The 23,295-nt window shown below is 72.6% G+C and carries 21 protein-coding genes and 2 pseudogenes; 9 read left to right on the forward strand and 14 right to left on the reverse strand.

Annotation, left to right across the window (positions count from 1 at the left end; genetic code table 11):
* Position 1: 1 nt before the first annotated feature.
* Positions 2 to 751: an NUDIX hydrolase gene (locus ABEB13_RS19655; RefSeq protein WP_345706544.1), complete on the reverse strand. Its 750-nt coding sequence runs from the start codon at positions 749 to 751 to the stop codon at positions 2 to 4.
* Positions 748 to 1,643: pseudogene (nth, locus tag ABEB13_RS19660) on the reverse strand (endonuclease III). Before nth ends, ABEB13_RS19655 begins: the two are co-directional and overlap by 4 nt.
* Positions 1,644 to 1,958: 315 nt before the next feature.
* Between nth and ABEB13_RS19665 the strand changes: the two are divergent.
* Together ABEB13_RS19665 and ABEB13_RS19670 are read left to right on the forward strand one after the other, a co-directional pair.
* Positions 1,959 to 2,846 carry a prohibitin family protein gene (locus ABEB13_RS19665; RefSeq protein ID WP_345706545.1) on the forward strand — a complete coding sequence of 296 codons (888 nt, stop codon included), beginning with the start codon at positions 1,959 to 1,961 and terminating at the stop codon, positions 2,844 to 2,846.
* Between the two features lie 71 nt (positions 2,847 to 2,917).
* Positions 2,918 to 3,724, forward strand: a complete 807-nt coding sequence (locus ABEB13_RS19670; RefSeq protein WP_345706546.1) for an NRDE family protein — start codon at positions 2,918 to 2,920, stop codon at positions 3,722 to 3,724.
* A 7-nt stretch (positions 3,725 to 3,731) separates the two neighbouring features.
* Here the strand turns inward: ABEB13_RS19670 and ABEB13_RS19675 are convergent, their stop codons facing one another.
* The 5 genes and pseudogenes from ABEB13_RS19675 to ABEB13_RS19695 all read right to left on the reverse strand — a co-directional run bounded on the left by ABEB13_RS19675 (position 3,732) and on the right by ABEB13_RS19695 (position 10,251).
* Positions 3,732 to 4,697: an acetylxylan esterase gene (locus ABEB13_RS19675; protein ID WP_345706547.1), complete on the reverse strand. Its 966-nt coding sequence runs from the start codon at positions 4,695 to 4,697 to the stop codon at positions 3,732 to 3,734.
* A gap of 112 nt (positions 4,698 to 4,809) precedes the next feature.
* Positions 4,810 to 7,181 (reverse strand): annotated as a pseudogene (locus ABEB13_RS19680) (beta-xylosidase/alpha-l-arabinosidase).
* Complete coding sequence (locus tag ABEB13_RS19685) at positions 7,178 to 7,996, reverse strand: carbohydrate ABC transporter permease (RefSeq protein WP_345706548.1); 819 nt, start codon at positions 7,994 to 7,996, stop codon at positions 7,178 to 7,180. The pseudogene ABEB13_RS19680 and the gene ABEB13_RS19685 overlap by 4 nt, the downstream one beginning before the upstream one ends.
* Positions 7,996 to 8,928, reverse strand: coding sequence for a carbohydrate ABC transporter permease (locus tag ABEB13_RS19690; RefSeq protein WP_100889489.1), 933 nt, complete (start codon positions 8,926 to 8,928; stop codon positions 7,996 to 7,998). The genes ABEB13_RS19685 and ABEB13_RS19690 overlap by 1 nt, the downstream gene beginning before the upstream one ends.
* 15 nt (positions 8,929 to 8,943) lie before the next feature.
* Positions 8,944 to 10,251 carry an ABC transporter substrate-binding protein gene (locus ABEB13_RS19695; RefSeq protein ID WP_345706549.1) on the reverse strand — a complete coding sequence of 436 codons (1,308 nt, stop codon included), beginning with the start codon at positions 10,249 to 10,251 and terminating at the stop codon, positions 8,944 to 8,946.
* Between the two features lie 128 nt (positions 10,252 to 10,379).
* On the opposite strand from ABEB13_RS19695, the gene ABEB13_RS19700 reads away from it, so the two are divergent.
* The 3 genes from ABEB13_RS19700 to ABEB13_RS19710 all read left to right on the forward strand — a co-directional run bounded on the left by ABEB13_RS19700 (position 10,380) and on the right by ABEB13_RS19710 (position 13,966).
* A complete protein-coding gene (locus ABEB13_RS19700; RefSeq protein WP_345706550.1) occupies positions 10,380 to 11,414 on the forward strand; it encodes a LacI family DNA-binding transcriptional regulator in 1,035 nt (344 codons plus the stop codon).
* Positions 11,415 to 11,496: 82 nt separating this feature from the next.
* Entirely contained in the window at positions 11,497 to 12,993 is a 1,497-nt protein-coding gene (locus ABEB13_RS19705) for a glycoside hydrolase family 10 protein (RefSeq protein ID WP_345706551.1), read from the forward strand.
* Positions 12,994 to 13,291: 298 nt separating this feature from the next.
* On the forward strand, positions 13,292 to 13,966 hold the full coding sequence (locus tag ABEB13_RS19710) for a Crp/Fnr family transcriptional regulator (RefSeq protein WP_030272710.1): 675 nt from the start codon (positions 13,292 to 13,294) through the stop codon (positions 13,964 to 13,966).
* Between the two features lie 28 nt (positions 13,967 to 13,994).
* Here the strand turns inward: ABEB13_RS19710 and ABEB13_RS19715 are convergent, their stop codons facing one another.
* The 5 genes from ABEB13_RS19715 to sp36 all read right to left on the reverse strand — a co-directional run bounded on the left by ABEB13_RS19715 (position 13,995) and on the right by sp36 (position 16,588).
* Complete coding sequence (locus ABEB13_RS19715; RefSeq protein WP_345706552.1) at positions 13,995 to 14,816, reverse strand: MBL fold metallo-hydrolase; 822 nt, start codon at positions 14,814 to 14,816, stop codon at positions 13,995 to 13,997.
* A complete protein-coding gene (locus ABEB13_RS19720) occupies positions 14,813 to 14,983 on the reverse strand; it encodes a hypothetical protein (protein WP_157818803.1) in 171 nt (56 codons plus the stop codon). Before ABEB13_RS19720 ends, ABEB13_RS19715 begins: the two co-directional genes overlap by 4 nt.
* A 47-nt stretch (positions 14,984 to 15,030) precedes the next feature.
* Positions 15,031 to 15,891, reverse strand: coding sequence for an NUDIX hydrolase (locus ABEB13_RS19725; RefSeq protein ID WP_345706553.1), 861 nt, complete (start codon positions 15,889 to 15,891; stop codon positions 15,031 to 15,033).
* Between the two features lie 71 nt (positions 15,892 to 15,962).
* Complete coding sequence (locus ABEB13_RS19730) at positions 15,963 to 16,430, reverse strand: RidA family protein (protein ID WP_345706554.1); 468 nt, start codon at positions 16,428 to 16,430, stop codon at positions 15,963 to 15,965.
* Positions 16,430 to 16,588, reverse strand: a complete 159-nt coding sequence (gene sp36, locus ABEB13_RS19735) for a Sp36 family protein (protein WP_100889483.1) — start codon at positions 16,586 to 16,588, stop codon at positions 16,430 to 16,432. Before sp36 ends, ABEB13_RS19730 begins: the two co-directional genes overlap by 1 nt.
* 162 nt (positions 16,589 to 16,750) lie before the next feature.
* Between sp36 and bagA the strand changes: the two genes are divergently transcribed.
* A complete protein-coding gene (bagA, locus tag ABEB13_RS19740; RefSeq protein ID WP_345706555.1) occupies positions 16,751 to 17,818 on the forward strand; it encodes an ATPase BagA in 1,068 nt (355 codons plus the stop codon).
* A complete protein-coding gene (gene bagB, locus ABEB13_RS19745; RefSeq protein ID WP_100889481.1) occupies positions 17,815 to 18,981 on the forward strand; it encodes an ATPase BagB in 1,167 nt (388 codons plus the stop codon). The genes bagA and bagB overlap by 4 nt, the downstream gene beginning before the upstream one ends.
* 53 nt (positions 18,982 to 19,034) lie before the next feature.
* Here bagB and ABEB13_RS19750 read toward each other — a convergent pair whose 3' ends face one another.
* The gene (locus ABEB13_RS19750; protein ID WP_345706556.1) at positions 19,035 to 19,358 is read right to left on the reverse strand and encodes a WhiB family transcriptional regulator; all 324 of its coding nucleotides are present in this window, start codon (positions 19,356 to 19,358) and stop codon (positions 19,035 to 19,037) included.
* 400 nt (positions 19,359 to 19,758) lie between these two features.
* On the opposite strand from ABEB13_RS19750, the gene ABEB13_RS19755 reads away from it, so the two are divergent.
* A complete protein-coding gene (locus ABEB13_RS19755) occupies positions 19,759 to 21,882 on the forward strand; it encodes a transglycosylase domain-containing protein (RefSeq protein WP_345706557.1) in 2,124 nt (707 codons plus the stop codon).
* 215 nt (positions 21,883 to 22,097) lie between these two features.
* On the opposite strand, the gene ABEB13_RS19760 is transcribed toward ABEB13_RS19755, so the two are convergent.
* The gene (locus tag ABEB13_RS19760; RefSeq protein ID WP_100889478.1) at positions 22,098 to 22,553 is read right to left on the reverse strand and encodes a GatB/YqeY domain-containing protein; all 456 of its coding nucleotides are present in this window, start codon (positions 22,551 to 22,553) and stop codon (positions 22,098 to 22,100) included.
* 91 nt (positions 22,554 to 22,644) lie between these two features.
* Between ABEB13_RS19760 and ABEB13_RS19765 the strand changes: the two genes are divergently transcribed.
* Positions 22,645 to 23,271: an O-methyltransferase gene (locus tag ABEB13_RS19765; RefSeq protein ID WP_345706558.1), complete on the forward strand. Its 627-nt coding sequence runs from the start codon at positions 22,645 to 22,647 to the stop codon at positions 23,269 to 23,271.
* Positions 23,272 to 23,295 lie beyond the last annotated feature (24 nt).

The following is a 23,295-nucleotide window of genomic DNA, read 5'->3' on the forward strand; positions in this document are numbered from 1 at the left end:
GTCAGCCGGCAGCGCGCGGGGTCCGGTCGCCGGGACGGCCGGTGAGGCCGTCCCGCAGCCGGTCACGGTCGCGGTAGGACAGGTCGAGGGCCTCGTCGGAGAGGGCCAGCGTCCGCTCGGTGTCCCACGGCCGCTCCAGTCCGCTGTGGTGCAGGACACGGTCGATCACGCCAGCCGTGAAGCCCCAGACCAACCGGTCGGCGACCTCGAAGGCCGGACCGGTGAACCCCGACGGGTGCCGCAGCCGGGCGCGGTTGGCCGGGTCGGTGAGGTCGGCGATCGGCACCCGGAACACGGCGCCGGTCTCCGCCGGGTCGACCGGCGCGACCGGGGTCTCCCGGCGCCACCAGCCGAGCACCGGGGTCACCACGAAGCCGCTCACCGGGATGTAGAGCGCAGGCAGGGTCGCGAAGACCTGGACGCCGGCCGGGTCGAGCCCGGTCTCCTCCTCGGCCTCGCGCAGGGCGGCGGCGATCGGCCCGGGGCCGGCCGGGTCGCCGTCCTCCGGGTCCAGCGCGCCGCCGGGGAAGGACGGCTGGCCCGCGTGCGAGCGCAGGGAGCGGGCCCGTTCGATCAGCAGCAGGTCGGGCCCGGCCGGGCCGTCGCCGAACAGCATCAGTACGGCCGACGGGCGGCCGCCGGTGGGCGGCGGCAGGAAGCGGCTGAGCTGCTCGGGGCGGACCGTCTCGGCGGCGGCCCGCACCGGCAGCAGCCACGCGGGGAGGCCGTCCCGCTGGACGCGGACCGTCACGCGGCACCCCCTTCGGCCACCGCGCCCGGCAGGTCGCCCGGGGCGGTGTCCGGCGCCGCGGCGGGGGCGGCCGGCTGGCCGGGGTAGCCGGCCGGCGGCCGCAGCCGCTGTCCGGGCTGCCCGCCGAGCTCGTACTTCAGCAGCTTGGCCGCCTTCTCCGGGTCGGTCTCGCCCTCGCCGTAGGAGGGGCAGAGGGGGCGACCGGGCAGGCGCCGCAGGCGGGCTTCTGGGAATGGCAGACGCGGCGGCCGTGGAAGACGACCCGGTGGGAGAGCATCGTCCACTCGGACTTCGGGAAGATCGCGGCGACCGCCGCCTCGACCTTCTCCGGGTCCTGTTCCTGCGTCCAGCCGAAGCGGCGGGCGAGGCGGCCGAAGTGGGTGTCCACGGTGATGCCGGGGACGCCGAAGGCGTTGCCGAGCACGACGTTGGCGGTCTTGCGGCCCACGCCGGGCAGGGTGACCAGGTCGGCCAGCCGGCCGGGCACCTCCCCGCCGAAGTCGTCCCGCAGCGCGGCGGACAGCCCCAGCAGCGACTTCGCCTTGTTCCGGAAGAAGCCGGTCGGCCGGATGATCTCCTCCAGCTCCTCCGGCACCGCCGCCGCCATGTCCTCCGGCGTCGGGTACTTCGCGAACAGCGCCGGCGTGGTCTGGTTCACCCGCAGGTCGGTGGTCTGCGCCGACAGCACGGTGGCCACCAGCAGCTGGAAGGGGTTGTCGAAGTCCAGCTCCGGATGTGCGTACGGGTAGAGCTCAGCGAGCGCCCGGTTGATCCTCCGGGCGCGACGCACCATCGCCAGATGGCTCTCCGGCTTCCTCGACTTCACGGCCGGCTTTGCCGTCGCCCCGGCCGGGGCCTTGGTCGCGGTCTTCCGGGCCTTGCTCTCTGCCATGCACGAAGGCTACGCCGAACAGATCACCGCGTGGCCGCTTTCGGTGGCCGCTCCCACCCTCCGGTCCCGGAGCCACCGCCGGCCCCCGCCCCTTCGCCTGCCGGGGACGGCGCCCGCCTGACGCCGTCTCACTCAGGCCCTCGCGCACCACCGGCCGAACGCCCGACCGCGGCAGACCACCCACCGCGGCAGGCCACCCACCGCGGCGGACGGGGGCTCAACCCCCGGTGAACATCGTCCGAACCCGGCTCACGGATGCGCACGGCCCGCCTACGCTGCGCGCGTCCTGCCGATCAGAGTCCGAGAGACGTGACGATGCTCCTCATATCCCTGCTGCTCCTCGCCCTCGGCATCACGCTGGCCGTGCTGCGGCGCCGCCGCGTCGTCCGGTCTCGGTCCGCCGCCGTCGCCGGCCTGCTCTCCGGCGTCGTGGGCCTGCTGCTCGCCCTCAGCACCTTCGCCTACGTCGTCGAGCCGTACGAGGTGGGGGTGCCGACCACGCTCGGCTCGGTCGGTGGCACCTGGCAGTCGGGGCTGCACCTGAAGTCGCCGCTGACCGACGTCACGACCTTCTCGACCCGGCCGGCCGATCTCGACCTGACCGGCAAGGACACCGTCGAGGTGCGCTCCTCCGAGGGCGGCGTGCTATACGCGGACCTCACCGTGAAGTGGTCGATCGACCCGGCGCACACCCTCGCGCTGTTCAAGCTGGCGGGCAGCGCCTCGGCGGTCCAGCAGCGGCTGGTCTACCCGGACAGCCGCGAGATCGTGCGCAACGTGTTCGCCAGGCACACCGGCGTCGAGGGGTACTCCTCGCAGCGCGAGGCGATCAGTGCCGAGATCGACCGGCTCATCACCGAGCGGCTCGCCCCGCGCGGCATCCTGGTCAACGGGGTGAACCTGCGCAACGTCCGGCCGAGCGACAACCTGCAGAAGGCGATCGACCAGAAGATCCAACAGGAGCAGGCCACCGCGCAGGCCGAGGCGGCGGTGCTCACCGCGAAGGCCGAGGCGGAGAAGCGGAAGATCGACTCGGAGAGCACCGCGGCGGCGAACCGGGTGATCGCCGACTCGCTGACCGACCGGATGCTGATGAGCCAGTGCATCGAGGCGTTCAAGGCGGCCGCGGAGAAGAACCCGGTCTACGCCAGCCCTTGCGGCTCGAACGGCAGCCCGGTGATCGTCGACGGGACGAAGCGGTAGCCGCCCGGGCCCGCTGTGCGAGGATCGGCAGCGGAGAGCGTCCGGCAGTGAGGGGAAGCGCCGTGTGCACCGTGTTCGTCAGTATCGATCCCGTCTCACCCGCCCCGGTGGTCGTCCTCGCGGCGCGGGACGAGTACGCCGACCGGGCCTGGCTGCCGCCGGCCCGGCACTGGCCGCAGCAGCCCCGGCTGCTGGGCGGCCTGGACCTGCTGGCGGGCGGCACCTGGCTCGCCGTACGGCCGGGCAGCGAGGCAGCGGGCCCGCGGCTCGGCTGCATCCTCAACGGGTTCGGCCGGCCCGCCGACCCGGCCGGCCGGCTCTCCCGCGGGGAACTGCCGCTGCTGGCCGCCGCGGGCGACGGCCTCGACGACCGCGACTGGGAGCGCTACGACCCCTTCCACCTGGTCACCGCCGAGCCCGGCCTGGTCGCGGTGCTGAGCTGGAACGGCACCGGGCTGACCCGGCAGACGCTCGGCCCCGGGCTGCACGGCATCATCAACGACGGGATGGAGGGAACCGCCGGGCACCGCACCTCCTCCCAGCGCGCCTCCCGGATGATGGCGGCCCGGCTCGCCCACTTCCGGCCGCGGCTGGCGTCCGCGCCCCGGCCCGCGCCCGCGCTCGGGCCCGCGGCCGGCGCGGACACCCCGACCGACCGGGCATGGGGCGAGTGGTCCGTCATCGCCGACGGCGACGGCCTGGACCGGACGGACCCGGCCGCGCTCGTCCAGCACCGCGACTTCGGCGACGGCCGGGTCTGGGCGACGACCTCGCTCTCCCTGGTGGCCCTCGGGCCGGCCGGGGTGCGCTACGACTTCAACCCCGCCCCGGGCAACGCCGCCTGGCACCATGTCGAGACCGCCGGGCCGGCCGGCTGATCCGGGCTCACGGGCGCAGCCGCTCGCGCAGGAAGCGCAGCGCCGCCTCGTCGTCGTCGGGGCCGCCGGCCTCGTGGCCGCTGTACCGCCACACGTCGAGCTCCTTCGGCCCGGCGTACGCGTGGTAGGCCGCATAGACGGTCGACGGGGGCACGACCGCGTCCATCAGCGCCACCGAGAAGCGGGCCGGGATGCGGGCGCGGCGCGCGAAGTTGACCCCGTCGATGTAGGCGAGGGTGCGGTGCACCGTCTGCTCGCTCCGGCGGTGCGCCGCCAGGTAGTCGGCGATCTCCCGGAAGGGGTGGGCGTCGGTGACGACGACGGCCCGCGGGAAGTCGCAGAGGAACGGCACGTGGGCGACGGCTGCCGTGAGTTCCGGGACGAGCGCGGCCGCCGCGAGCGCGATGCCGCCGCCCTGGCTCTGCCCGAGCACCGCGACCCTGGCCGGATCGACCTGCGGCAGGCCCCGGACGGCGTCGACGGCCCGGACGGCATCGGTGAACAGCCGCCGGTAGTAGTAGTCGTGCGGCGCGCCGATGCCGCGGGTCAGCACCCCGGGCACCTGCGGTCCGGCGGGGCCGGAGTCGGGGGTGTCGCCGCGGCTCCAGCCGGAGCCCTGGCCGCGGGTGTCCATCTGGAGGTGCGCGAACCCGGCCGACGCCCAGAGCAGGTTCTCCAGGGCGTGGCCTCGGCCGCCGCCGTAGCCGACGTACTGGACGACGGCGGGCAGCGGGCCGCGCGCACCGCGCGGCAGCCGCAGCCAGGCGCGGATCGGCTCCCCGCCGTAGCCGGGGAAGGTGACGTCGTGGACGTCCACGGTGGCCAGGCCGGTGTCGACGGGCTCGACGGTGACCGTCCCGCCGGCCGCCCTGGCCTCCTGCAGGGTGAGCTGCCAGAAGGCGTCGAAGTCCGCCGGTGCCTGCTGGGCGCTCCGGTAGGCCCGGAGCGCCTCCTCGGACAGGTCGGTGTGCACGGGCCGCTCCTGTGGTCGGGTCGGTGGGCCACCTGCCCCGGCCCCCGCCGCCGCGCCCGGCGAAGCGGGGTACCGGGCGCTGGAGGTCGGGGCAGGTGGGGTCGGGGTGCCGCTACACGGCGTCGAAGGACGTGTGCAGCCGGCGGGTGTGGTCGAGCGGGCGGACGGGGCCGGTGAGCGCGACCCGGGCGGTGAGCCGTACGTCGGTGCTGGAGGCCGCGAACCGCACGTCCAGGGCGCCCGGTTCGACGATCCGCCGGCCGTCGCGGCCGGTGAAGGAGGCCAGGTCGGCGGGCACGGTGACCGCGAGGCGGACGCTCTCGCCCGCCGCCAGCGCCAGTCGGTGGTGCCCGATCAGGCGCTGCACGGGCTGCACCACCGAGGCGACCGGGTCGTGCAGGTAGACCTGGACGACCTCGGCGCCGTCCCGCGGACCGCTGTTGCGCACGGTCAGCTCCATCCGGAACTCACCCGCGGTGTCGGCCTGTTCGTTCTCCACCACGAGGTCGGACCAGTCGAACGCGGTGTAGGAGAGGCCGTGCCCGAAGCCGAAGGCCGCCGTGGGGTCGGTGCTGGACACGTCGGTGGCCTGGGCGAGCCTGGCCGCCAGGTAGCCGGAGGGCTGGACGCCCGGACGGCGGGGCACGCTGACCGGCAGCCGGCCGGACGGGTTGACCCGGCCGCTGAGCACGCCGGCGACGGCGCCGGTGCCCTCCTCGCCGGGGAAGAAGGCCTGCACGACGGCGGCGGCCTCGTCGGCGCCCCGCCCGAGCGCGTACGGCCGGCCGGCCAGCAGGGTGACCACCACGGGGGTGCCGCTGTCCAGCAGCATGTCCAGCAGCTGCTGCTGCGCGCCGGGGAGTTCGAGACTCTCGGCGTCGCAGCCCTCGCCGCTGGTGCCGCGGCCGAACAGGCCGGCCCGGTCGCCGAGGGCGAGCACCACGACGTCGGCGCCGCGGGCCAGCGCGAGCGCCTCGGGGAAGCCGTCGGTGCCGCCGTCGTCGATGCCGGTGCCGGCTGCGGTGACGATCTCGCTCCCGGCGAACTCGGCGGCCAGCGCCTCGTGCAGGGTGGGGAGTTCGAGGCCGAGCGGCATGTCCGGGTGCTGCCCGCCGACGTGCACGGGGAAGGCGTAGCAGCCGAGGACGGCCCGGGCCTCCTGCGCGTTCGGCCCGATCAGGGCGATCCGGGCCGGCCGGGCGAGCGGCAGGATGCCGTCGTTGCGCAGCAGCACCACGGCCTGCTCGGCGAGTTCGCGGGCGAGGGCCCGGTTGCCGGCCGGGTCGAGGTCGACGGTGCCGCGCAGCGCGTCGGCGTCGTCGAGGTCACGGCCGGCCAGTGCGGCCGGGACGGGGCTCCAGTCCGGGTCGAGCAGGCCGAGTTCGGCCTTCTGGACGAGCACCCGGCGCAGGGCGCGGTCGATCAGCTGCTCGGGAGCCGGCCGTCGGCGACGGCGTCCAGCAGCGGCCGGCCGAAGGTCTTGACGGTGGGGAGTTCGACGTCGACGCCGGCGGTGAGGGCGGCGCGCGCGGCGTCGGCCCAGTCCGCGGCGATGCCGTGCAGGGTCTTCAGGAAGGCGATGCCGAAGTAGTCGGCGACGACCGTCCCCTCGAAGCCCCAGGTGTCGCGGAGCAGCCCGGTGAGCAGGTCGCCGTCGGCCGCGGACGGCACGCCGTCGGTGTCGGTGTAGGCGTGCATCACCGAGCGGACGCCGCCCTCGCGGACGGCCATCTCGAACGGGGGCAGGATGACGTCGGCGCGCTCCCGGGCACCCATCGCGACCGGCGCGATGTTGCGCCCGGCACGGGAGGCGGAGTAGCCGGCGAAGTGCTTGAGCGTGGCGACGATGCCGGCGGACTGCAGGCCCCGGACGTAGGCGGTGGCGATGGTGCCGACCAGGTAGGGGTCCTCGCCGATGGTCTCCTCGACCCGGCCCCAGCGGGCGTCGCGGACGACGTCCAGGACGGGTGCCAGGCCCTGGTGGACGCCGACCGCGCGCATGTCGCGGCCGATCGCGGCGGCCATCTCGCGGACGAGTGCAGGGTTCCAGGCGGCGCCCCAGGAGAGCGGGACGGGGTAGGCGGTGGCGCGCCAGGCGGCGAAGCCGGCCAGGCACTCCTCGTGGGCGAGGGCGGGGATGCCGAAGCGGTTGGCGGCGGCGATCCGGCGCTGGGTGCGCAGCAGGGACAGTGCGCCGAGCGCCGGGTCGACCGGGGCGGTGCCGAACGGCCGGGTGAGCTGGCCGAGCCCGTGCGGGAGCAGGGTGTCGAGGTCGACGGCGTCGTCCATCTCGTGCTGGAACGGTGCCACCTCACCACCGTCGCCGGCGGCGCCGACCCAGACGCCGAACAGCTGGGCGGTCTTCTCCTGCAGGGTCATCTCGGCGATCAGCGCGTCGGCGCGGGCGCCCGGGTCGAGGGTGCTGTCCTGCCAGGCGGGCACGGACGTCCCGGTCTGTACGGCCACGTTCACGGTGTCGGTCACTTTCCTCCGACCCCCATCAGCCCTTGGACAAGGGCGCGGCGGGCGAACAGGTAGACGAGCAGGATCGGGATCATCGACAGCACCACGGCGGCCAGCAGGCCGGGGACGTTGATGCCGTACTGGGTCTGGAAGTTGTAGAGCCCGAGGGTGATCACCTTGGTGTCGTCGGACTGGGTGAGCACCAGGGGGAAGAGGAAGCCGTTCCAGGCCTGGAGGGCCGAGAAGACCGTGATGGTCGACAGGCCGCCCTTGGACAGCGGCAGGACGAGCTGGACGAACACCCGCCAGGGGGCGGCGCCGTCCATGGCCATGGCCTCGTACAGCTCGGGGCTGATGTCGCGCATCACGCCGGTGAGGATCAGGGCGCAGACCGGCAGCGAGAACGCGGCGGTCGGCAGGATCACACCGATCAGGTTGTCGTACAGGCCGGCCTTGCTGATGACGTAGAACATCGGCACGATCACCGCCTGCGCGGGGATCGCCAGGCCCAGCAGGAACAGCCGGAAGACGGTGGTGGTCGTCCGGCCGCGGCTGCGCACGATCGCGTAGGCCAGCGGCGGCACGACCAGCAGCACGATGGCGACCACGCTCACCGTGACGATCACGGTGTTGAGGAAGTACTGGCCGAATCCGTTGCTGAAGTCGTCGAGGTAGTTCTGCAGGGTCAGGTGGGTCGGGATGCCCAGCGGGCCGGTGGCGGCGTAGTCGGCACGGGTCTGCAGGGTCGCGGTCAGCAGCACGTAGAGCGGCAGGCCCACGACGACCAGCCAGACCAGCGAGCCGAGCCCGGCCAGGTGGTTGGTGCGGTGCCTCATCACAGGCCCTCCGAGGTGCTGCGCATCCTGTCGTAGCCGGAGAGGCGGACGACGAGGAGCGAGATGACGGTGGCCACCAGGACGAGCAGCAGCGCGATGGCCGAACCGGCGCCGAAGTCGAAGCCCTTGAAGGCCTTCTGGTACATGTAGTAGGCACTGATCGTGGTGTCGGTGCCGGGCCCGCCCTGGGTGAGGATCAGGACGGTGTCGAAGGTGGTCAGGCCACCGACGACCATGAGGATCGTCGAGGTGATGACCGCGTTGCGCATCTGCGGCAGCGTGATGTGGAAGAACTGCCGTACGGTGCCGGCGCCGTCGATCGCGGCGGCCTGGTAGAGCACCGGCGGGACGGCCCGGGCGGCGCCCTGGTAGATCAGTGTGTGGAACGGGGTGAACTGCCAGGCCCCCACGAAGACCAGCACGCCGATCGCGCCGGTCTGCGAGCCGAACAGGTTGCCGTCGCCGAACAGCCACGTCGCCTGCGAGGGGACGCCGAAGTTCGGGTCGAGCAGGGCCCGCCACAGCACGGACACGGCGGTGGCCGAGAGCAGCAGCGGCACGAAGTAGATCGCCGACAGCACGGCGCGGTTGCGCTGCGGGCCCGCGGCCCAGACGCCGAGCAGCAGGGAGATCGGCGTCTGGACGGCGACCCCGAGCAGGGTGAGCAGCAGGCTGAGCCAGAGGCTCTTGAGCATCACCGGGTCGTGGAAGAGCGCGACCCAGTTGTCGAACCCCGCGAACTCGGGTGCGCCGAGGCCGTCCCAGCGGGTGAAGGAGAGGACGGCGACCAGCACCAGCGGGACGATGGCGAAGAGGACGAAGAAGAGGGTGGCGGGAACCGCCCAGACGAAGCCCGGGCGGGTCACCGTGGCGGCGGGCCGGCGAGCGGCCCGACGCCTCTCCACAACTGCGGCGGTTACGGTCGTGGTCATGTGGGTGAGCCTGTCTCAGCTGGTCGACAGGGCCTGCATGGCCTTGGCGAAACCGGCTGCGTCGAGCTGTCCGTTGAAGAACTGCTGCACGGCCTGGTGGATCGGGGTGATCGCGGCGGGCGGGTACGCCTGGTCCCAGGAGAGCTGGAACGAGGGGGCCTGCTTCACCAGGTCGAACTGGAAGGTGGAGTACTCCGGGTTGGCGGCGGTGCCGAGGAACTTCGAGGTGTTGGTGGTGGTCGGCAGGTTGCCGATGGCGAGCTGCGCCTGCACGAACTCGTCGGAGTACTGGAGCTTGAGGAACTCGGCGACGGCCTCGGGGTGCTTGGTCTTCTTCAGCACCGAGTAGAAGTTGTTGGTGTTGCCGACGACGTCCTTCGGGTCGCCCTTGCCGTCGGTGACGGTCGGGAAGGAACCGTAGCCGAGGTCCTTCTTGGTGAAGTCCGGGCTGGCGTCCTGCTGGGTGGAGTACTCCCAGGAGCCCATCAGCTCGAAGCCTGCCTTGCCGCGGGCCAGCAGCGCCGGCGAGCCGCCGTCGGTGAACTTCACCGAGTCGAAGTTGGTGCCGAACGCACCGGCGTCGATCAGCTGCTTCAGCATGCCGAGCGCCTTGGTGCTGTCCTCGCTGTTCCAGGCGGACTTGTCGCCGCCCAGCGCCTTCTCGAACAGGCCGGGCCCGGCGACGCGGTCGTAGACGTACTCGAACCACATCAGCGTCGGCCACTGGTCGCCGCCACCGAGCGCGATCGGGGTGACGCCCTTGGCCTTGAGGACGCGCACGGCGTTCAGCAGGTCGTCCCAGGTCTTCGGCTCGGTCAGGCCGGCGTCGGCGAGGACCTTCTTGTTGTTGAAGAGCAGGACGGGCTGGGTGCCGCGCATCGGGATGCCGTACGACTTGCCGCCGACCACCGCGGTGTTGAACACCGACGGGAGGAAGTTGTCCTTGAGGCCCGGGTCGTTCTTGATCATGTCGTCGAGCGGCATGAGCAGGTCGGCCTTGACGAACGGGGCGATCGAGCCGCCGCCCCAGTTGAAGAAGATGTCCGGGGCCTGCTTGGTGTTGATGATCGTCTGGAGCTTCTGCTGGTAGTCGGCGCCCGGGATGGTGTCCAGGACGGCCTTGACCTTGGAAGTCTTGTTGAAGGTGTCGACCAGCTGCTTCTCGACCTTGTTGGTGGCGTCGCCGTAGACCAGGACGTGGATCTGGCCGCTGCCGGCCGCGTCGGAGGAGCCGGAACCGCTGCCGCAGGCGGCCAGCGTCATTCCGAGGAGCAGGGCGGTGCCGCCGGCCAGCGTGCGGGGGAGCCGGGAAAGTCGTCTCATCGCGGTGCCTTTCGAAATCTTTCGGCCACATCGCCGAAATATGTTGGCGCTGCGACGCTAAGTCCCGGCACTGCGGGGGTCAACCCCCGGTCGTGCGGTTACCAAAGCGTGACCCTGGGCGGTGCCTTATGCTGCACGGCATGCGCGAAGACGAGGAGGCGGGGCGCGTCACCCTCGCCCAGGTGGCCGAAGAGGCCGGGGTCTCCATTTCGACGGTTTCGAAAGTTCTCAACGGCCGCCAGGACGTCTCCCGCCCGACCCGGAGCAAGGTCGAGCGTCTGCTGGAGATCCACGGCTACCGCCGCACGCCCAAGTCGGCCTGGGAGGCGCCGCTGATCGAGATCGTCTTCCACGAGCTCGACAGCATCTGGGCGATGGAACTGATCCGCGGCATCGAGAACGTCGCCAAGGACAACGATGCCAGCGTCGTCCTCACCGAGAGCGGCACCCGGCACGCCCCGGACCCGGGCTGGATCGAGGGCGTGCTGCGCCGCCGGCCGCTCGGCGTGGTGCTGGTCTTCTCCAGCCTGCCGCCCGAGGTCAAGCAGCAACTGCGTTCGCGGGCAATCCCGTTCGTGATCATCGACCCGGCCGGCGACCCGGAGCCGGACGTCCCGTCGGTGGGCTCCGCGAACTGGTCGGGCGGCGTCGCCGCCACCCGCCACCTGATCGAGTCCGGACACCGCCGGATCGGCATCATCACCGGCCCCGAGGACATGCTCTGCTCGCTGGCCCGGCTCGACGGGTTCCGCTCCGCGATGGGCATGGCCGGCCTCGCGGTCGACCCCGCGCTCGTCGCGTTCGGCGACTTCCACGTGGAGGGCGGGCGGCTCCGGGCGATGGAGATGCTCTCCCGCCCCGACCGGCCGACGGCCATCTTCGCCGGCAGCGACCTGCAGGCCCTCGGCGTTCTGGAGGCCGCCCGGCTGCACGGGCTCAAGGTGCCGGACGACCTGTCGGTGGTCGGCTACGACGACGTGGCGCTCGCCCGGTGGACGAGCCCGGCCCTGACCACCGTCCACCAGCCGCTGCGCAAGATGGCGGAGGAGGCGGCGCAGATGCTGCTCCGGCTGCGCGCCGAGGAGAGCACCGCCACCCGGCTCGAACTCTCCACCAGCCTGGTCGTGCGCAGCAGCACCGCCCCGCCACCGGCCGGGATCTGACGCACCGGCACCTCGACGGGTCCTGCGGACGGTCCACCGGGAAGTGACCCGTCCGTAGGCCTTGCCGCGGCGAAAACAGTCGGTGCATACTCCGGAATGTTTCAGCCGCAGTGTCGCACCATCGGCCCCACACACCCTCACCCGTACCGCCCCCCACCCGGCTCAACGGAAAGAGGAATGGCATGCGCATGCTAGGACGGCACCGCCTTGCCACGGCCGCCGCGGCCGCGGCCGTACTCGCACTGCTCGGAACGGCCTCCCCGCGGGCGCCGCCGACACCACGCTCCGCGGCCTCGCCGAGGCGCAGAACCGCTACTTCGGCACCGCGCTGACCGCCGACAACCTCAACAACTCCACGCTCACCGCGGTCGCCGCGGCGCAGTTCGACATGGTCACCCCGGGCAACGAGATGAAGTGGGACACCGTCGAGCCGTCCCGCGGCAGCTTCAACTTCGCCCCCGGCGACAAGATCCTGTCCTTCGCCCAGGCCCACAGCCAGCGGGTCCGCGGCCACAACCTGGTCTGGCACAGCCAGCTCCCGTCCTGGGTGAGCAGCCTGCCCACCGCGCAGGTCGCGACCGCGATGACGGACCACGTCACCGCCGAGGTCACCCACTACAAGGGCAAGCTCTACGCCTGGGACGTCGTCAACGAGCCGTTCAACGAGGACGGCAGCTACCGGCAGGACGCGTTCACCCAGGCGTACGGCTCGGGCCCCGCCTACATCGCGGCCGCCCTGACCGCCGCCCACGCCTCCGACCCGGCGGCCAAGCTCTACCTGAACGACTACAACATCGAGGGCACCGGCACCAAGAGCAACGCCATGTACGACCTGGTGAAGTCGCTCAAGGCGCAGGGCGTCCCGATCGACGGCGTGGGCTTCGAGAGCCACTTCATCGTGGGCCAGGTGCCCTCCAGCCTCCAGGCCAACATGCAGCGCTTCGCCGACCTCGGCGTGGACGTCGCCGTCACCGAACTCGACGACCGCACCACCGTGCCCGCCACCAGCGCGGCCCTGACCACCCAGGCCAACGAGTACGCGGCCGTGGTGAAGGCCTGTCTGGCCGTGACCCGCTGCGTCGGGGTGAGCCAGTGGGGCGTCGGCGACGCCGACTCGTGGATCCCGAGCGCCTTCTCCGGCTACGGCGCGGCCACCATGTACGACCAGAGCTACCAGCCGAAGCCGGCGTTCACCTCCGCCCAGCAGGCCCTCGGCGGCACCGGGACGGGCGGCGGCGGCACCGGCGGCGGCGGGACGGGCGGCGGCACCACCGGCGCCTGCAACGCGGTCTTCTCCTTCGACCAGCAGTGGCAGGGCGGCTTCAACGGCAAGGTGACGGTGACCGCGGGCAGCACGGCGGTCACCAGCTGGAAGGTGACGCTCACCCTGGCCGCCGGACAGCAGCTCTCCGGGCTCTGGAGCGGCGCGGTGACCTGGGACGCCGCGCACACCGTGATGACGGTCGCCTCGACCTACAACGGGAGCCTGGCGGCGGGTGCCTCCACCAGCTTCGGCTTCACGGTGCAGTCCAACGGCAACACCGCGGCCCCCACCGTGGGGAGCTGCACGGCCTCCTGACCGGCCCTGCGGTCCGCGGGCCGCACACCCGGCCGCACACCCGGCCGGGTGTGCGGCCCGCGGCGTTCACGGGCGCGGCCGATCCGATCCCGGGCCTTCTCCGCGCACCCCCGTCACCCGCCCGAACCGCCTCCCACCTGCGGAGCCGGGGTGTCCACCGGACACTCCGCGGGTAGCACGAACAGGTGCGAATGGCCCCGTACGACACTCGGTGACCGACCCCTCCTCATATGATCGGAGTGACATACGCCATCCTTGGTGGTGAGAAACACCGACCGGACGATGCAGGAGGAAGCACGTGGACGACGTTCTTCGCCGCGCCGCGCTGTTCGCAGCCCTCGATGACGACCAGGCTGCCGAGCTCCGCGCTTCCATGACCGAGGTGACCCTCGCCCGCGGCGAGTCGCTGTTCCACGAGGGCGATCCGGGCGACCGCCTGTACGTCGTCGTCGAGGGCAAGGTGAAGCTGCACCGCGCCTCGCCGGACGGCCGCGAGAACATGCTCGCGGTGCTCGGCCCCAGCGAGATGATCGGCGAGCTGTCCCTCTTCGACCCCGGACCGCGCACCGCGACCGCCACCGCGCTCACCGAGGTGAAGCTGCTCGGCCTCGGCCACGGCGACCTGCTGCCGCTGCTGCACGCCCGGCCCGAGGTGTCGATCGCGCTGCTGCGCGCCATCGCCCGCCGGCTGCGCCGCACCAACGACGTCATGTCCGACCTGGTCTTCTCGGACGTGCCCGGCCGCGTGGCCAAGGCGCTGCTGGACCTCTCCCGGCGATTCGGCGTGCAGTCCGAGGAGGGCATCCACGTCTCCCACGACCTCACCCAGGAGGAGCTGGCCCAGCTGGTCGGCGCCTCCCGCGAGACGGTCAACAAGGCGCTCGCCGACTTCGCCGGCCGCGGCTGGCTGAAGCTGGAGGCCCGCGCCGTCGTCCTGCTCGACGTCGAGCGCCTCTCGCGCCGCTCGCGCTGACCGCCCGCCCGCCCGCGAGGAGCACGGCTCAGATGAGCCCGTGCTCCTCCAGGTAGCTCAGCTGGGCCCGCACCGACAGTTCGGCCGCGGGCCACAGCGCCCGGTCCACGTCCGCGTACACCCGGGCCACCACCTCGGCGGGCGTCCGGCAGCCCGCCTCCACGGCCGTCTCCACCTGGGCGAGCCGGTGCGCCCGGTGCGCGAGGTAGTAGTCCACCGCGCCCAGCGCGTCCGCCAGCACCGGCCCGTGCCCGGGCAGCACCGTGCGGACCCCGTGCGCCGACGCCATGGTGTGCAGGCGGCGCAGCGAATCCAGGTAGTCGCCGAGGCGACCGTCCGGGTGGGCGACCATCGTGGTGCCGCGGCCCAGCACGGTGTCGCCGGTCAGGATCGCGCCGTCGGCCGGCAGGTGGAAGGTCAGCGAGTCCGCGGTGTGGCCTGGGGTGCCGACCACCCGGATCTCCAGGCCGCCGACGTCGATCCCCTCGCCGTCCCGCAGCCCCTCGTCGCCGAGGCGGTACGCCGGGTCGAGCGCCCGGACCCTGGTGCCGGTCAGTTCGGCGAACCGCGCCGCGCCCTCCGCGTGGTCGTGGTGGCCGTGGGTGAGCAGGGTGACGGCGATCCGCTTGCCCTGCCGCTCGGCCAGGTCGATCACGCGCCGCAGGTGGCCCTCGTCGAGGGGGCCGGGGTCGACGACGGCAGCGAGCGCGGACCCGGGCTCGGACAGCAGCCAGGTGTTGGTGCCGTCCAGCGTCATCGGGGAGGGGTTGGGCGCCAGCACGCAGAGCGCCCGCTCGGTGGCCCCGCCGCCGACGGTGGCGGCGGGGTCGCCCGGAAGGAGACCGCTCACCGGCCGCCCTCGACCACGCGGATCAGGTCCCGGCCGGGCAGCGGCCGCCACAGGGCGCGGGCCGCCATGCGGTCCGGCACCTCGGTGTCGCAGGCGAGGGTCCTCGGGTTCAGGCTGCGGGCGGGCAGGGTGTGCGCCGTCCGGCGAGCCACGTCGTTGTGGTTCATCGGCCAGTGTCCTTCCGTGTTCCGTGTGGTGCGCCCGGGCGTGCGGATCACGCCGGGAAGTCTCCATCGATGGTCAGTTCGTCATACCCGTCCCAGCGGACCGTCATACGGTCGCCGGCGACCTCGGCACGGCCCAGGACGGGCGCGACGGTGCGCCCGCCGGCAGCGGCCAGCGCCTCGGCGGCGGACCGGGCGGGCAGCAGTTCGCGCAGCACCGTGACGGTGGGCGGCAGCATGCCGTACCGGCCCTCGGCGTGCCCGGCCACCGCCTCGGCGGGGGTCAGCCAGGCGACCCGGTCCGCCTCGCCGACCGTCCGGGCCGCGTCCTGGCCGGCCGGCAGCGCCGCCACGAAGAACCAGGTGTCGTAGCGGCGCTCCTCGAAGGCGGGGGTGACCCAGCGGGCCCAGGCGGCCAGCAGGTCGCTGCGCAGCACCAGGCCGTCCTTGCGGAGGAACTCGGCGAAGGACAGTTCGTGGGCTTCCAGGGCGGCGCGCTCGGCGGTGCGGTCGCGGCCGTCGGCGATGCTGTGCGCGTCCGGTCCGGCCAGCAGCACGCCGGCCTCTTCGAAGGTCTCCCGGACGGCCGCGCAGACCACCGCCTGCGCGGTGCGGGGGTCCGTGCCGAGCCGGGCGGCCCACTCCTCGGGAGTGGGGCCGGCCCAGCCGATCTCCGCCTCGGCGTCGCGCGGGTCGACGCCGCCTCCCGGGTAGGCGTACATCCCGGCGGCGAACGCCATCGAGGTGCGGCGGCGCAGCAGGTACGCCTCCGGGCCGGCCGCACCGTCACGCAGCAGGACGATCGTCGCCGAGGGCTTCGGGACGGGCGGGGTGAGCTCGCCGGCCGCGACCGCCCGGATCCGGGCAGGCCAGCCGGGCGGCATCGCGGGCGACGGCGCTCGTTGATCCATGCCCGGATGCTAAGCGTGCGGGGGCGCGCTTGGACAGAGCCCTTCGCACGGAGCCGCCCCGCCCGGACCGGTCAGGCCTCGCGGACGCGGACCTGGATCTCCACCTCGACGGGGGCGTCGAGCGGCAGCACCGCGACGCCGACGGCGCTGCGGGCGTGCACGCCGGCCGCACCGAGCACCTTGCCGAGCAGCTCGCTGGCGCCGTTGACGACGCCGGGCTGCCCGGTGAAGTCGGGGGCGGAGGCGACGAAGCCGACCACCTTGACGACCTGCTCGATCCGGTCCAGGTCGCCGATCACGGACTTGACCGCGGCCAGCGCGTTGAGGGCGCAGATCTGGGCCAGCGTGTTGGCCTGCTCCGGGGTGACCTCGGCACCGACCTTGCCGGTGTACTCGAGCTTGCCGGCCACCATCGGGAGCTGGCCGGAGGTCAGCACGTGGTCACCGGACCGCACGGCCGGGACGTAGGCGGCGACCGGCGGCGCCACGTCGGGGAGGGTCAGGCCGAGTTCGGCCAGCTTCTCCTCAACCTTGCTCATCAGTTCTTCTCCCGCTTGAGGTAGGCAACCAGCTGCTCGGGGTTGTTCGGGCCCGGAACGACCTGGACGAGCTCCCAGCCGTCCTCGCCCCAGGTGTCCAGGATCTGCTTGGTGGCGTGCACGAGCAGCGGCACGGTGACGTATTCCCACTTGGTCATGGGGGTGACTCTAGCCGCAGCCCGCGGTGTGAGGTGGGACACAAAGGGGGCATGAATCAGGCCGTGCGTCGGGATGCTCCCGGCATCGGCGCCGCGCGCTGGTTACCCTCGCCAGGAGGGCACCTGCGCGGTGCCGGGTCGACGGACGGACGGAGACGGAGCGTGGCGAGCACCCCCGGGCCGACGGTGTCGGCCGACCCCGACTGGGAGGGGGTCCGGCTGCACGTCGTCAGCGGCAAGGGCGGCACCGGCAAGACCACCGTGGCCGCGGCGCTGGCGCTGGCGCTGGCCGCCGAGGGCGGACGCACCCTGCTGATCGAGGTGGAGGGCCGCCAGGGCATCGCCGAGCTGTTCGGCATCTCCGCGCTGCCGTACGAGGAGCGCAAGGTCGCCACCGTCAGCCAGGCCCGGCTCGGACTGCCGGGCAACGGGCAGGGCGAGCTGTTCGCGTTGGCGATCGACACCGAGCAGGCCCTGCTCGAGTACCTGGAGATGTTCTACAAACTGGGCCGGGCCGGGAAGGCCCTGCAGAAGGTCGGCTTCGTCGACTTCGCCACCACGATCGCGCCGGGCGTGCGCGACGTGCTGCTGACCGGCAAGGCCTGCGAGGCGGCCCGCCGCAAGGGCCCGGACGGCCGCCGGACGTACGACGCGATCGTGATGGACGCGCCGCCGACCGGCCGGCTCACCCGCTTCCTGAACGTCAACGCGGAGGTGGCCGGGCTGGCCAGGTTCGGCCCGATCCACGGCCAGGCACAGGCGGTGATGCGGGTGCTCAAGTCGCCGGAGACCGCCGTGCACTTCGTGACGCTGCTGGAGGAGATGCCGGTGCAGGAGACCGTCGACGGCGTGGCCGACCTGAGCGCCGCGCAGTTGCCGGTCGGCGGGGTGCTGGTGAACATGGTGCGCCCGCCGATACTGGACGCCGCGGCGGTGGCCGCGGTCGAGGGGGACCACCGCGAGGAGGTCGCCCTCGCGCTCGGCGAGGCCGGGCTCGGCGGCCGCTCCCGCAAACCGGAGACCGTCCGGGCCGCGGTGGAGCCACTGCTGGACCCGCTGCTGGCGCAGGCCCGGGAACACGCGGAACGGGTCGAGCTGGAGCGCGCCCAGCGCGCCGACCTGCAGCAGCTGAAGCTGCCCACCTACGAATTGCCGCTGCTCGGCGAAGGCGTGGACCTGGGCGGGCTGTACCGGCTGGCAGGAGAACTCAAGCGGCAGGGGGCGGCATGACGGCCCGACTGGGGATCGACGCGCTGATCGACGACCCGCAGACCAGGATCGTGGTCTGCTGCGGCTCCGGCGGTGTCGGCAAGACCACGACGGCGGCGGCGATCGGGCTGCGGGCCGCGGAGCGCGGCCGGAAGGTGGTCGTGCTGACCATCGACCCGGCGCGCCGGCTGGCCCAGTCGATGGGCCTGACCGAGCTGGACAACACCCCGCGCGTGGTCGACGGCGCCGACGGCGGGGGTGAGCTGCAGGCCATGATGCTGGACATGAAGCGGACCTTCGACGAGGTCGTGCTGGCCCACGCGGACCCCGAACGGGCGAAGGCGATCCTGGCCAATCCCTTCTACCAGTCCCTGTCCGCCGGCTTCGCCGGGACGCAGGAGTACATGGCGATGGAGAAGCTCGGCCAGCTGCGGGCCGAGGACCGCTGGGACCTGATCGTGGTGGACACGCCGCCGTCGCGATCCGCGCTGGACTTCCTCGATGCGCCGAGCAGGCTCGGGTCCTTCCTGGACGGCCGGGTGATCCGGCTGCTGACCGCGCCGGCCAAGGTCGGCGGGCGTTCCGCGATGAAGTTCCTGAACGTCGGCGTGGGCCTGCTGACCGGCACCCTGGGCAAGATCTTCGGTGCCCAGCTGCTGACGGACATCCAGACCTTCGTCTCCGCCACCGATTCGATGTTCGGCGGCTTCCGTGAGCGGGCCGACCGCACCTACCAGCTGCTGAAGGCTCCCGGGACGGCGTTCCTGGTGGTCGCGGCGCCGGAGCGGGACGCCCTGCGCGAGGCGGCGTACTTCGTCGACCGGCTGGCCGCGGACGAGATGCCGCTGGCCGGGCTCGTCCTCAACCGGGTGCACACCACGGGGGCGCCGCAGCTCACCGCGGAGCGGGCACTGGCCGCCGCGGAGGCACTGGAGGAGAACGGATCGCAGAGCTCCACGGTGGCCGCCGAGACACTGGCGGCCGGGCTGCTGCGGCTGCACGCGGAACGGGTGCAGGTCATGGACCGGGAGCGGCGCACCCGGGACAGGTTCGTCTCGGTCTACCCGGACGTACCGATCGTCGAGGTGGCCGCGCTGGCCGGCGACGTGCACGACCTGGACGGGCTGCGGACCATCGGGGACCTGCTGGGCGGCGCCACCGACCCCACCGGCAACGGGGGCTGAGCACCCGTCACCGACGGTGGCGCGCCGGGCGGCCGACCTGGCCCGCCGCCCGATCAGCCCGCCTGTGCGTAGTCCGTCAGTACCACACCGGTGGCCAGCGAGGCCTCGTACTCGGTGCGCGCCGTCTCCAGCAGCCGGCGCCACGACATCACCGTCGGCCTGCGGCGCAGCAGCGCCCGGCGCTCGCGCTCGGTCATCCCGCCCCAGACGCCGAACTCGACCCGGTTGTCGAGCGCGTCGGCGAGGCACTCCGTCCGTACCGGACACCCGCTGCACACGGCCTTGGCGCGGTTCTGCGCCGCCCCCTGCACGAACAACTCGTCCGGATCAGTCGTGCGGCAGGCCGCCTGCGCACTCCAGTCGTCCACCCAGCCCATTTCGGCGCCGTCCTCTCCCGAATCGGGGCTCCCCCACGGCGGCAACGGCATATTCACCGCTGCCAGTTGAGGACGTTACGGAAGAACGGCACGGAGCAACAGCCCCTATGGGCTCAATCTCGAATGACCCAATCGGACTATGGGTGCCCGACAGCTCACTCGTTGGAGTGATCGCAGGTCGCGGGCCTTGCCAGGACTCACCGGACCACTATCGTCACGCTGTGCCACCAAATCACCGGCATCCCACTCGGACAGTCGGTGACAAAATGGTGCATTTCGGGCAAAGCTCATCACTCACAAGAGTGATGATGATGAACAGAGAGAAGCTGTCGCAGTCTTGTGACAAGGGTAGGCGAACACCTGCCCCCTGTACGGGAATCCGGGACGTAGTCTTCTCCCCATGGCACCTCAGCGACCGGTGGGATCAGCGCTCGACAAGGCAGGCCTCGGCATCAAGCTCCTCGGCATCAGCGTGCTGGCCGGAGTCCTCGTCGCCGGCGTCGCCCTGCCGGCCGTCGGTGCGCTCGGCCTGACCGCCAAGGACACCGCCGACAGCTTCGACAACATGCCGGCCGACTTCAAGACGCCGGCGCTGTCCCAGGCCTCGCTGATCTACGACAACCAGGGCGGCCTGATCGCCAAGGTCTACGACCGCGACCGGACGATCCTCACCCAGGAGCAGATGGCGCCCGTCATCCGCCAGGCCCAGGTCGACATCGAGGACAACCGCTTCTACGAGCACGGCGCCGTCGACCTCAAGGGCGTGCTCCGCGCGGTCACCAAGAACGCCGAGTCCGGCTCCGCGTCCCAGGGCGCGTCGACGCTGACCCAGCAGTACGTGAAGAACGTCTTCGTCGAGCAGGCCGGCGACGACCAGCAGGCGTTCCTGGACGCCACGCGCAAGAGCCTCGGCCGCAAGGTCCAGGAGCTGAAGTACGCCATCAAGCTGGAGGAGGAGCTGAGCAAGGACCAGATCCTCACCAACTACCTCAACATCACCTTCTACGGCCACCAGGCGTACGGCATCGAGGCAGCCTCCAACCGCTACTTCAGCAAGAGCGCCAAGGACCTCACGCTGCCCGAGGCCGCCATGCTCGCCGGCCTGGTGCAGAACCCGTCGGCGTACGACCCGGTGCTCCACCCGAAGGCCGCCCAGGCCCGCCGGGACACCGTGATCAACAAGATGCTGGAGTACAAGCACATCTCGCCGGACCAGGCCAAGGAGGCCCTGGCCGCGCCGCTCGGCATCAAGTACCAGGAGCCGCAGAACGGCTGCATCACCGCCCAGTCCGGCATGGGCTTCTTCTGCGACTACGTCCGGCACGTGGTGAAGCAGGACCCGGTCTTCGGCAAGACCGCGGCCGACCGCCAGAAGCTCTGGAGCCAGGGCGGCCTGAAGATCTACACCACCATCGACCCGGACAAGCAGGCCGCCGCCTACCACGCGGTGACCACCAAGGTGTACCCGACCGACCCGGTCTCCGCCGCGATCAGCATGGTCAAGCCCGGCACCGGCGAGATCGTGGCGATGGCCCAGACCCGCCCCTACGGCCTGGACGCGGGCAAGAACCAGACTGTGCTCAACCTGAACGTCGACGCCGTCATGGGCGGCGGCAACGGCTTCGCCCCGGGCTCGACCTTCAAGCCGATCCTGGCCGCCGCCGCGCTGGAGAACGGGATCCCGATCACCCAGACGTACCCGGCCGAGAACAAGATCCCGTACCCGTCGATGAGCACCTGCGACGGCACCTGGCGCGCCACCGGGGACACCGTCCAGAACGAGAGCGCGAGCGAAGTCGGCCCGTACGACATGAACACCGCCATGGCGAAGTCGGTCAACACCTACTTCGTCGAGCTCGGCAAGGACGTCGGCCTCTGCCCGATGCGGAAGATGACCAACAGTCTCGGCATCACCACCCGGGCCAGCGGCGCGACCATCCCCGAGGTGCCCTCGGCGATCCTGGGCACCCTGGAGGTCAGCCCGCTCAAGATGGCCGCGGTGTACGCGACCTTCGCCGCCCGCGGCCTGCACTGCGACCCGATCGCGATCTCCTCGGTGGTCTCCGCCGAGGGCAAGAAGCTCGCTGTGCCGAAGGCCAACTGCACCCAGGCCATGTCCGAGAGCACCGCCGACGGCGTCAACACCCTCCTGCGGTCGGTGACCGAGAAGGGCACCGCGGCCGGCATCAGCCTCGACGGCCGGGCCTTCGCCGGCAAGACCGGCACCACCGACAACCGGTACGCCGCCTGGTTCGACGGCTACACCCCGGAGCTCGCGGCCGCGGTCTGGCTCGGCGGCCCGTCGGGCAACTTCTCGATGCGCAACGTCACCATCGGCGGCATCCGCCGCGGCGCCGTCTACGGCGCCGACGGCCCCGGCCCGATCTGGCAGGCGGCCATGCGCGAAGCGGTCAAGGACCTCCCCGCACTCCGATCCAGACCGTGGACATCCCGGCCCCGGCGGACCCGTCCCCCACCGACTCGCCCGCGCCGCCGCCCACCACCGGCGCCAACGGCGGCCTGATCAACGGCGGCTTCACGCTCCCGCCGGGCGTCATCGGCGGCCCCAGCGGCAAGCCGTCCCGGCCCGGACGGCACTGACACCCGTCGCATGCAGGAGGGCGGCACCCCGGCCGGGGTGCCGCCCTCCTGCATTCCGTCGCCCGCATTCCGTCCCGGGCCGCTCCCGGTGCGCGTTCGACGTCCGCGCGACCGTGCCGTCCCGCGCCCGGCGCGTGCTCAGCCCGCCAGCGCGGCCTTCACGGCGGCGGCCACCCGGTTGCCGTCGGCCCGGTCCCCCACCTGCGGACGGACGATCTTCATCACGGCGCCCATGCCCTGCGGCCCGGACGCACCGCTCTCGGCGACGGCGGCGGCCACGATCGCGGTCAGTTCCTCGTCGGTGAGCTGCTGCGGCAGGTAGCGCGCGAGCACCTCGCCCTCGGCCTTCTCACGGGCGGCGGACTCGGCCCGCCCCGCCTTCTCGAAGGCGTCCGCGGCCTCCCGCCGCTTCTTCGCCTCGCGGACCACGATCTTCAGCACCTCGTCGTCCGAAAGGACGCGCTTCTCCAGGCCCGCCACCTCCTCGGAGGTGACCGCGGACAGCGTGAGGCGGATCGTGGACGAGACCAGCTCGTCCCTGGCCTTGATGGCAGCCGTGAGGTCCTCCTGCAGCTGCTCCTTGAGCGTTGTCATGCCGCTCATTGTGCAAGGTCGGCGCGGTGGATGCCCGCCAATATCGCGCGGAACCCCGGCGCCGCCCGCCCCGCGGTGCCAGGATTCCGGCATGGGGACGGACGGTACGGGCGCGTACGACGCGGTGGACGGGCGGGACCTGCCCGGGCTGGTGGCGGCCGCACTGCGGGCCGCCCGGGAGAACGGCTTCCCGAACTCGTGCCGGCCCGAACAGGGGCGACTGCTGCAGGTGCTCGCCGGCGGCGCCCGGCTGCGGATCGGCGAGAGCGGCACCGGGTACGGGGTCGGGCTGGCCTGGCTGGCCACGGGAGCCCGGCCGGGGACGGAGCTGGTCAGCGTCGAGCGCGCCCCGGAGCGGGCCGCCGCGGCCGCCCGGCTGTTCTCCGGCCTGCCCCGCGTCCGGGTGCTCACGGCCGACTGGACGGAGCTCTACGCGCACGGCCCCTACGACCTGCTGGTGCTCGACGGCGGCGGGCAGGCCAAGGGGCGGCACGGCCGACCCGGAACGCCTGCTCACGCCCGGTGGCGTCCTGGTCGTGGACGACTTCACGCCCTCCGCCCACTGGCCGCCCCTGCACGAGGGGCGGCCCGACGACGCCCGGCTGCACTGGCTGCGGCACCCCGCGCTGCGGGCGGTCGACCTGCCGCTGGCGGCCGACCTCAGTGCCGTGGTCGCCGTCCGCAAGCACCAGGAGTGACCTGCCCGTTCACACCTTGATCGAGGGTCTGAGAGCATGGAGCG

Origin of the sequence: Kitasatospora paranensis, assembly GCF_039544005.1 — a bacterium.
GTDB lineage: Bacteria > Actinomycetota > Actinomycetes > Streptomycetales > Streptomycetaceae > Kitasatospora > Kitasatospora paranensis.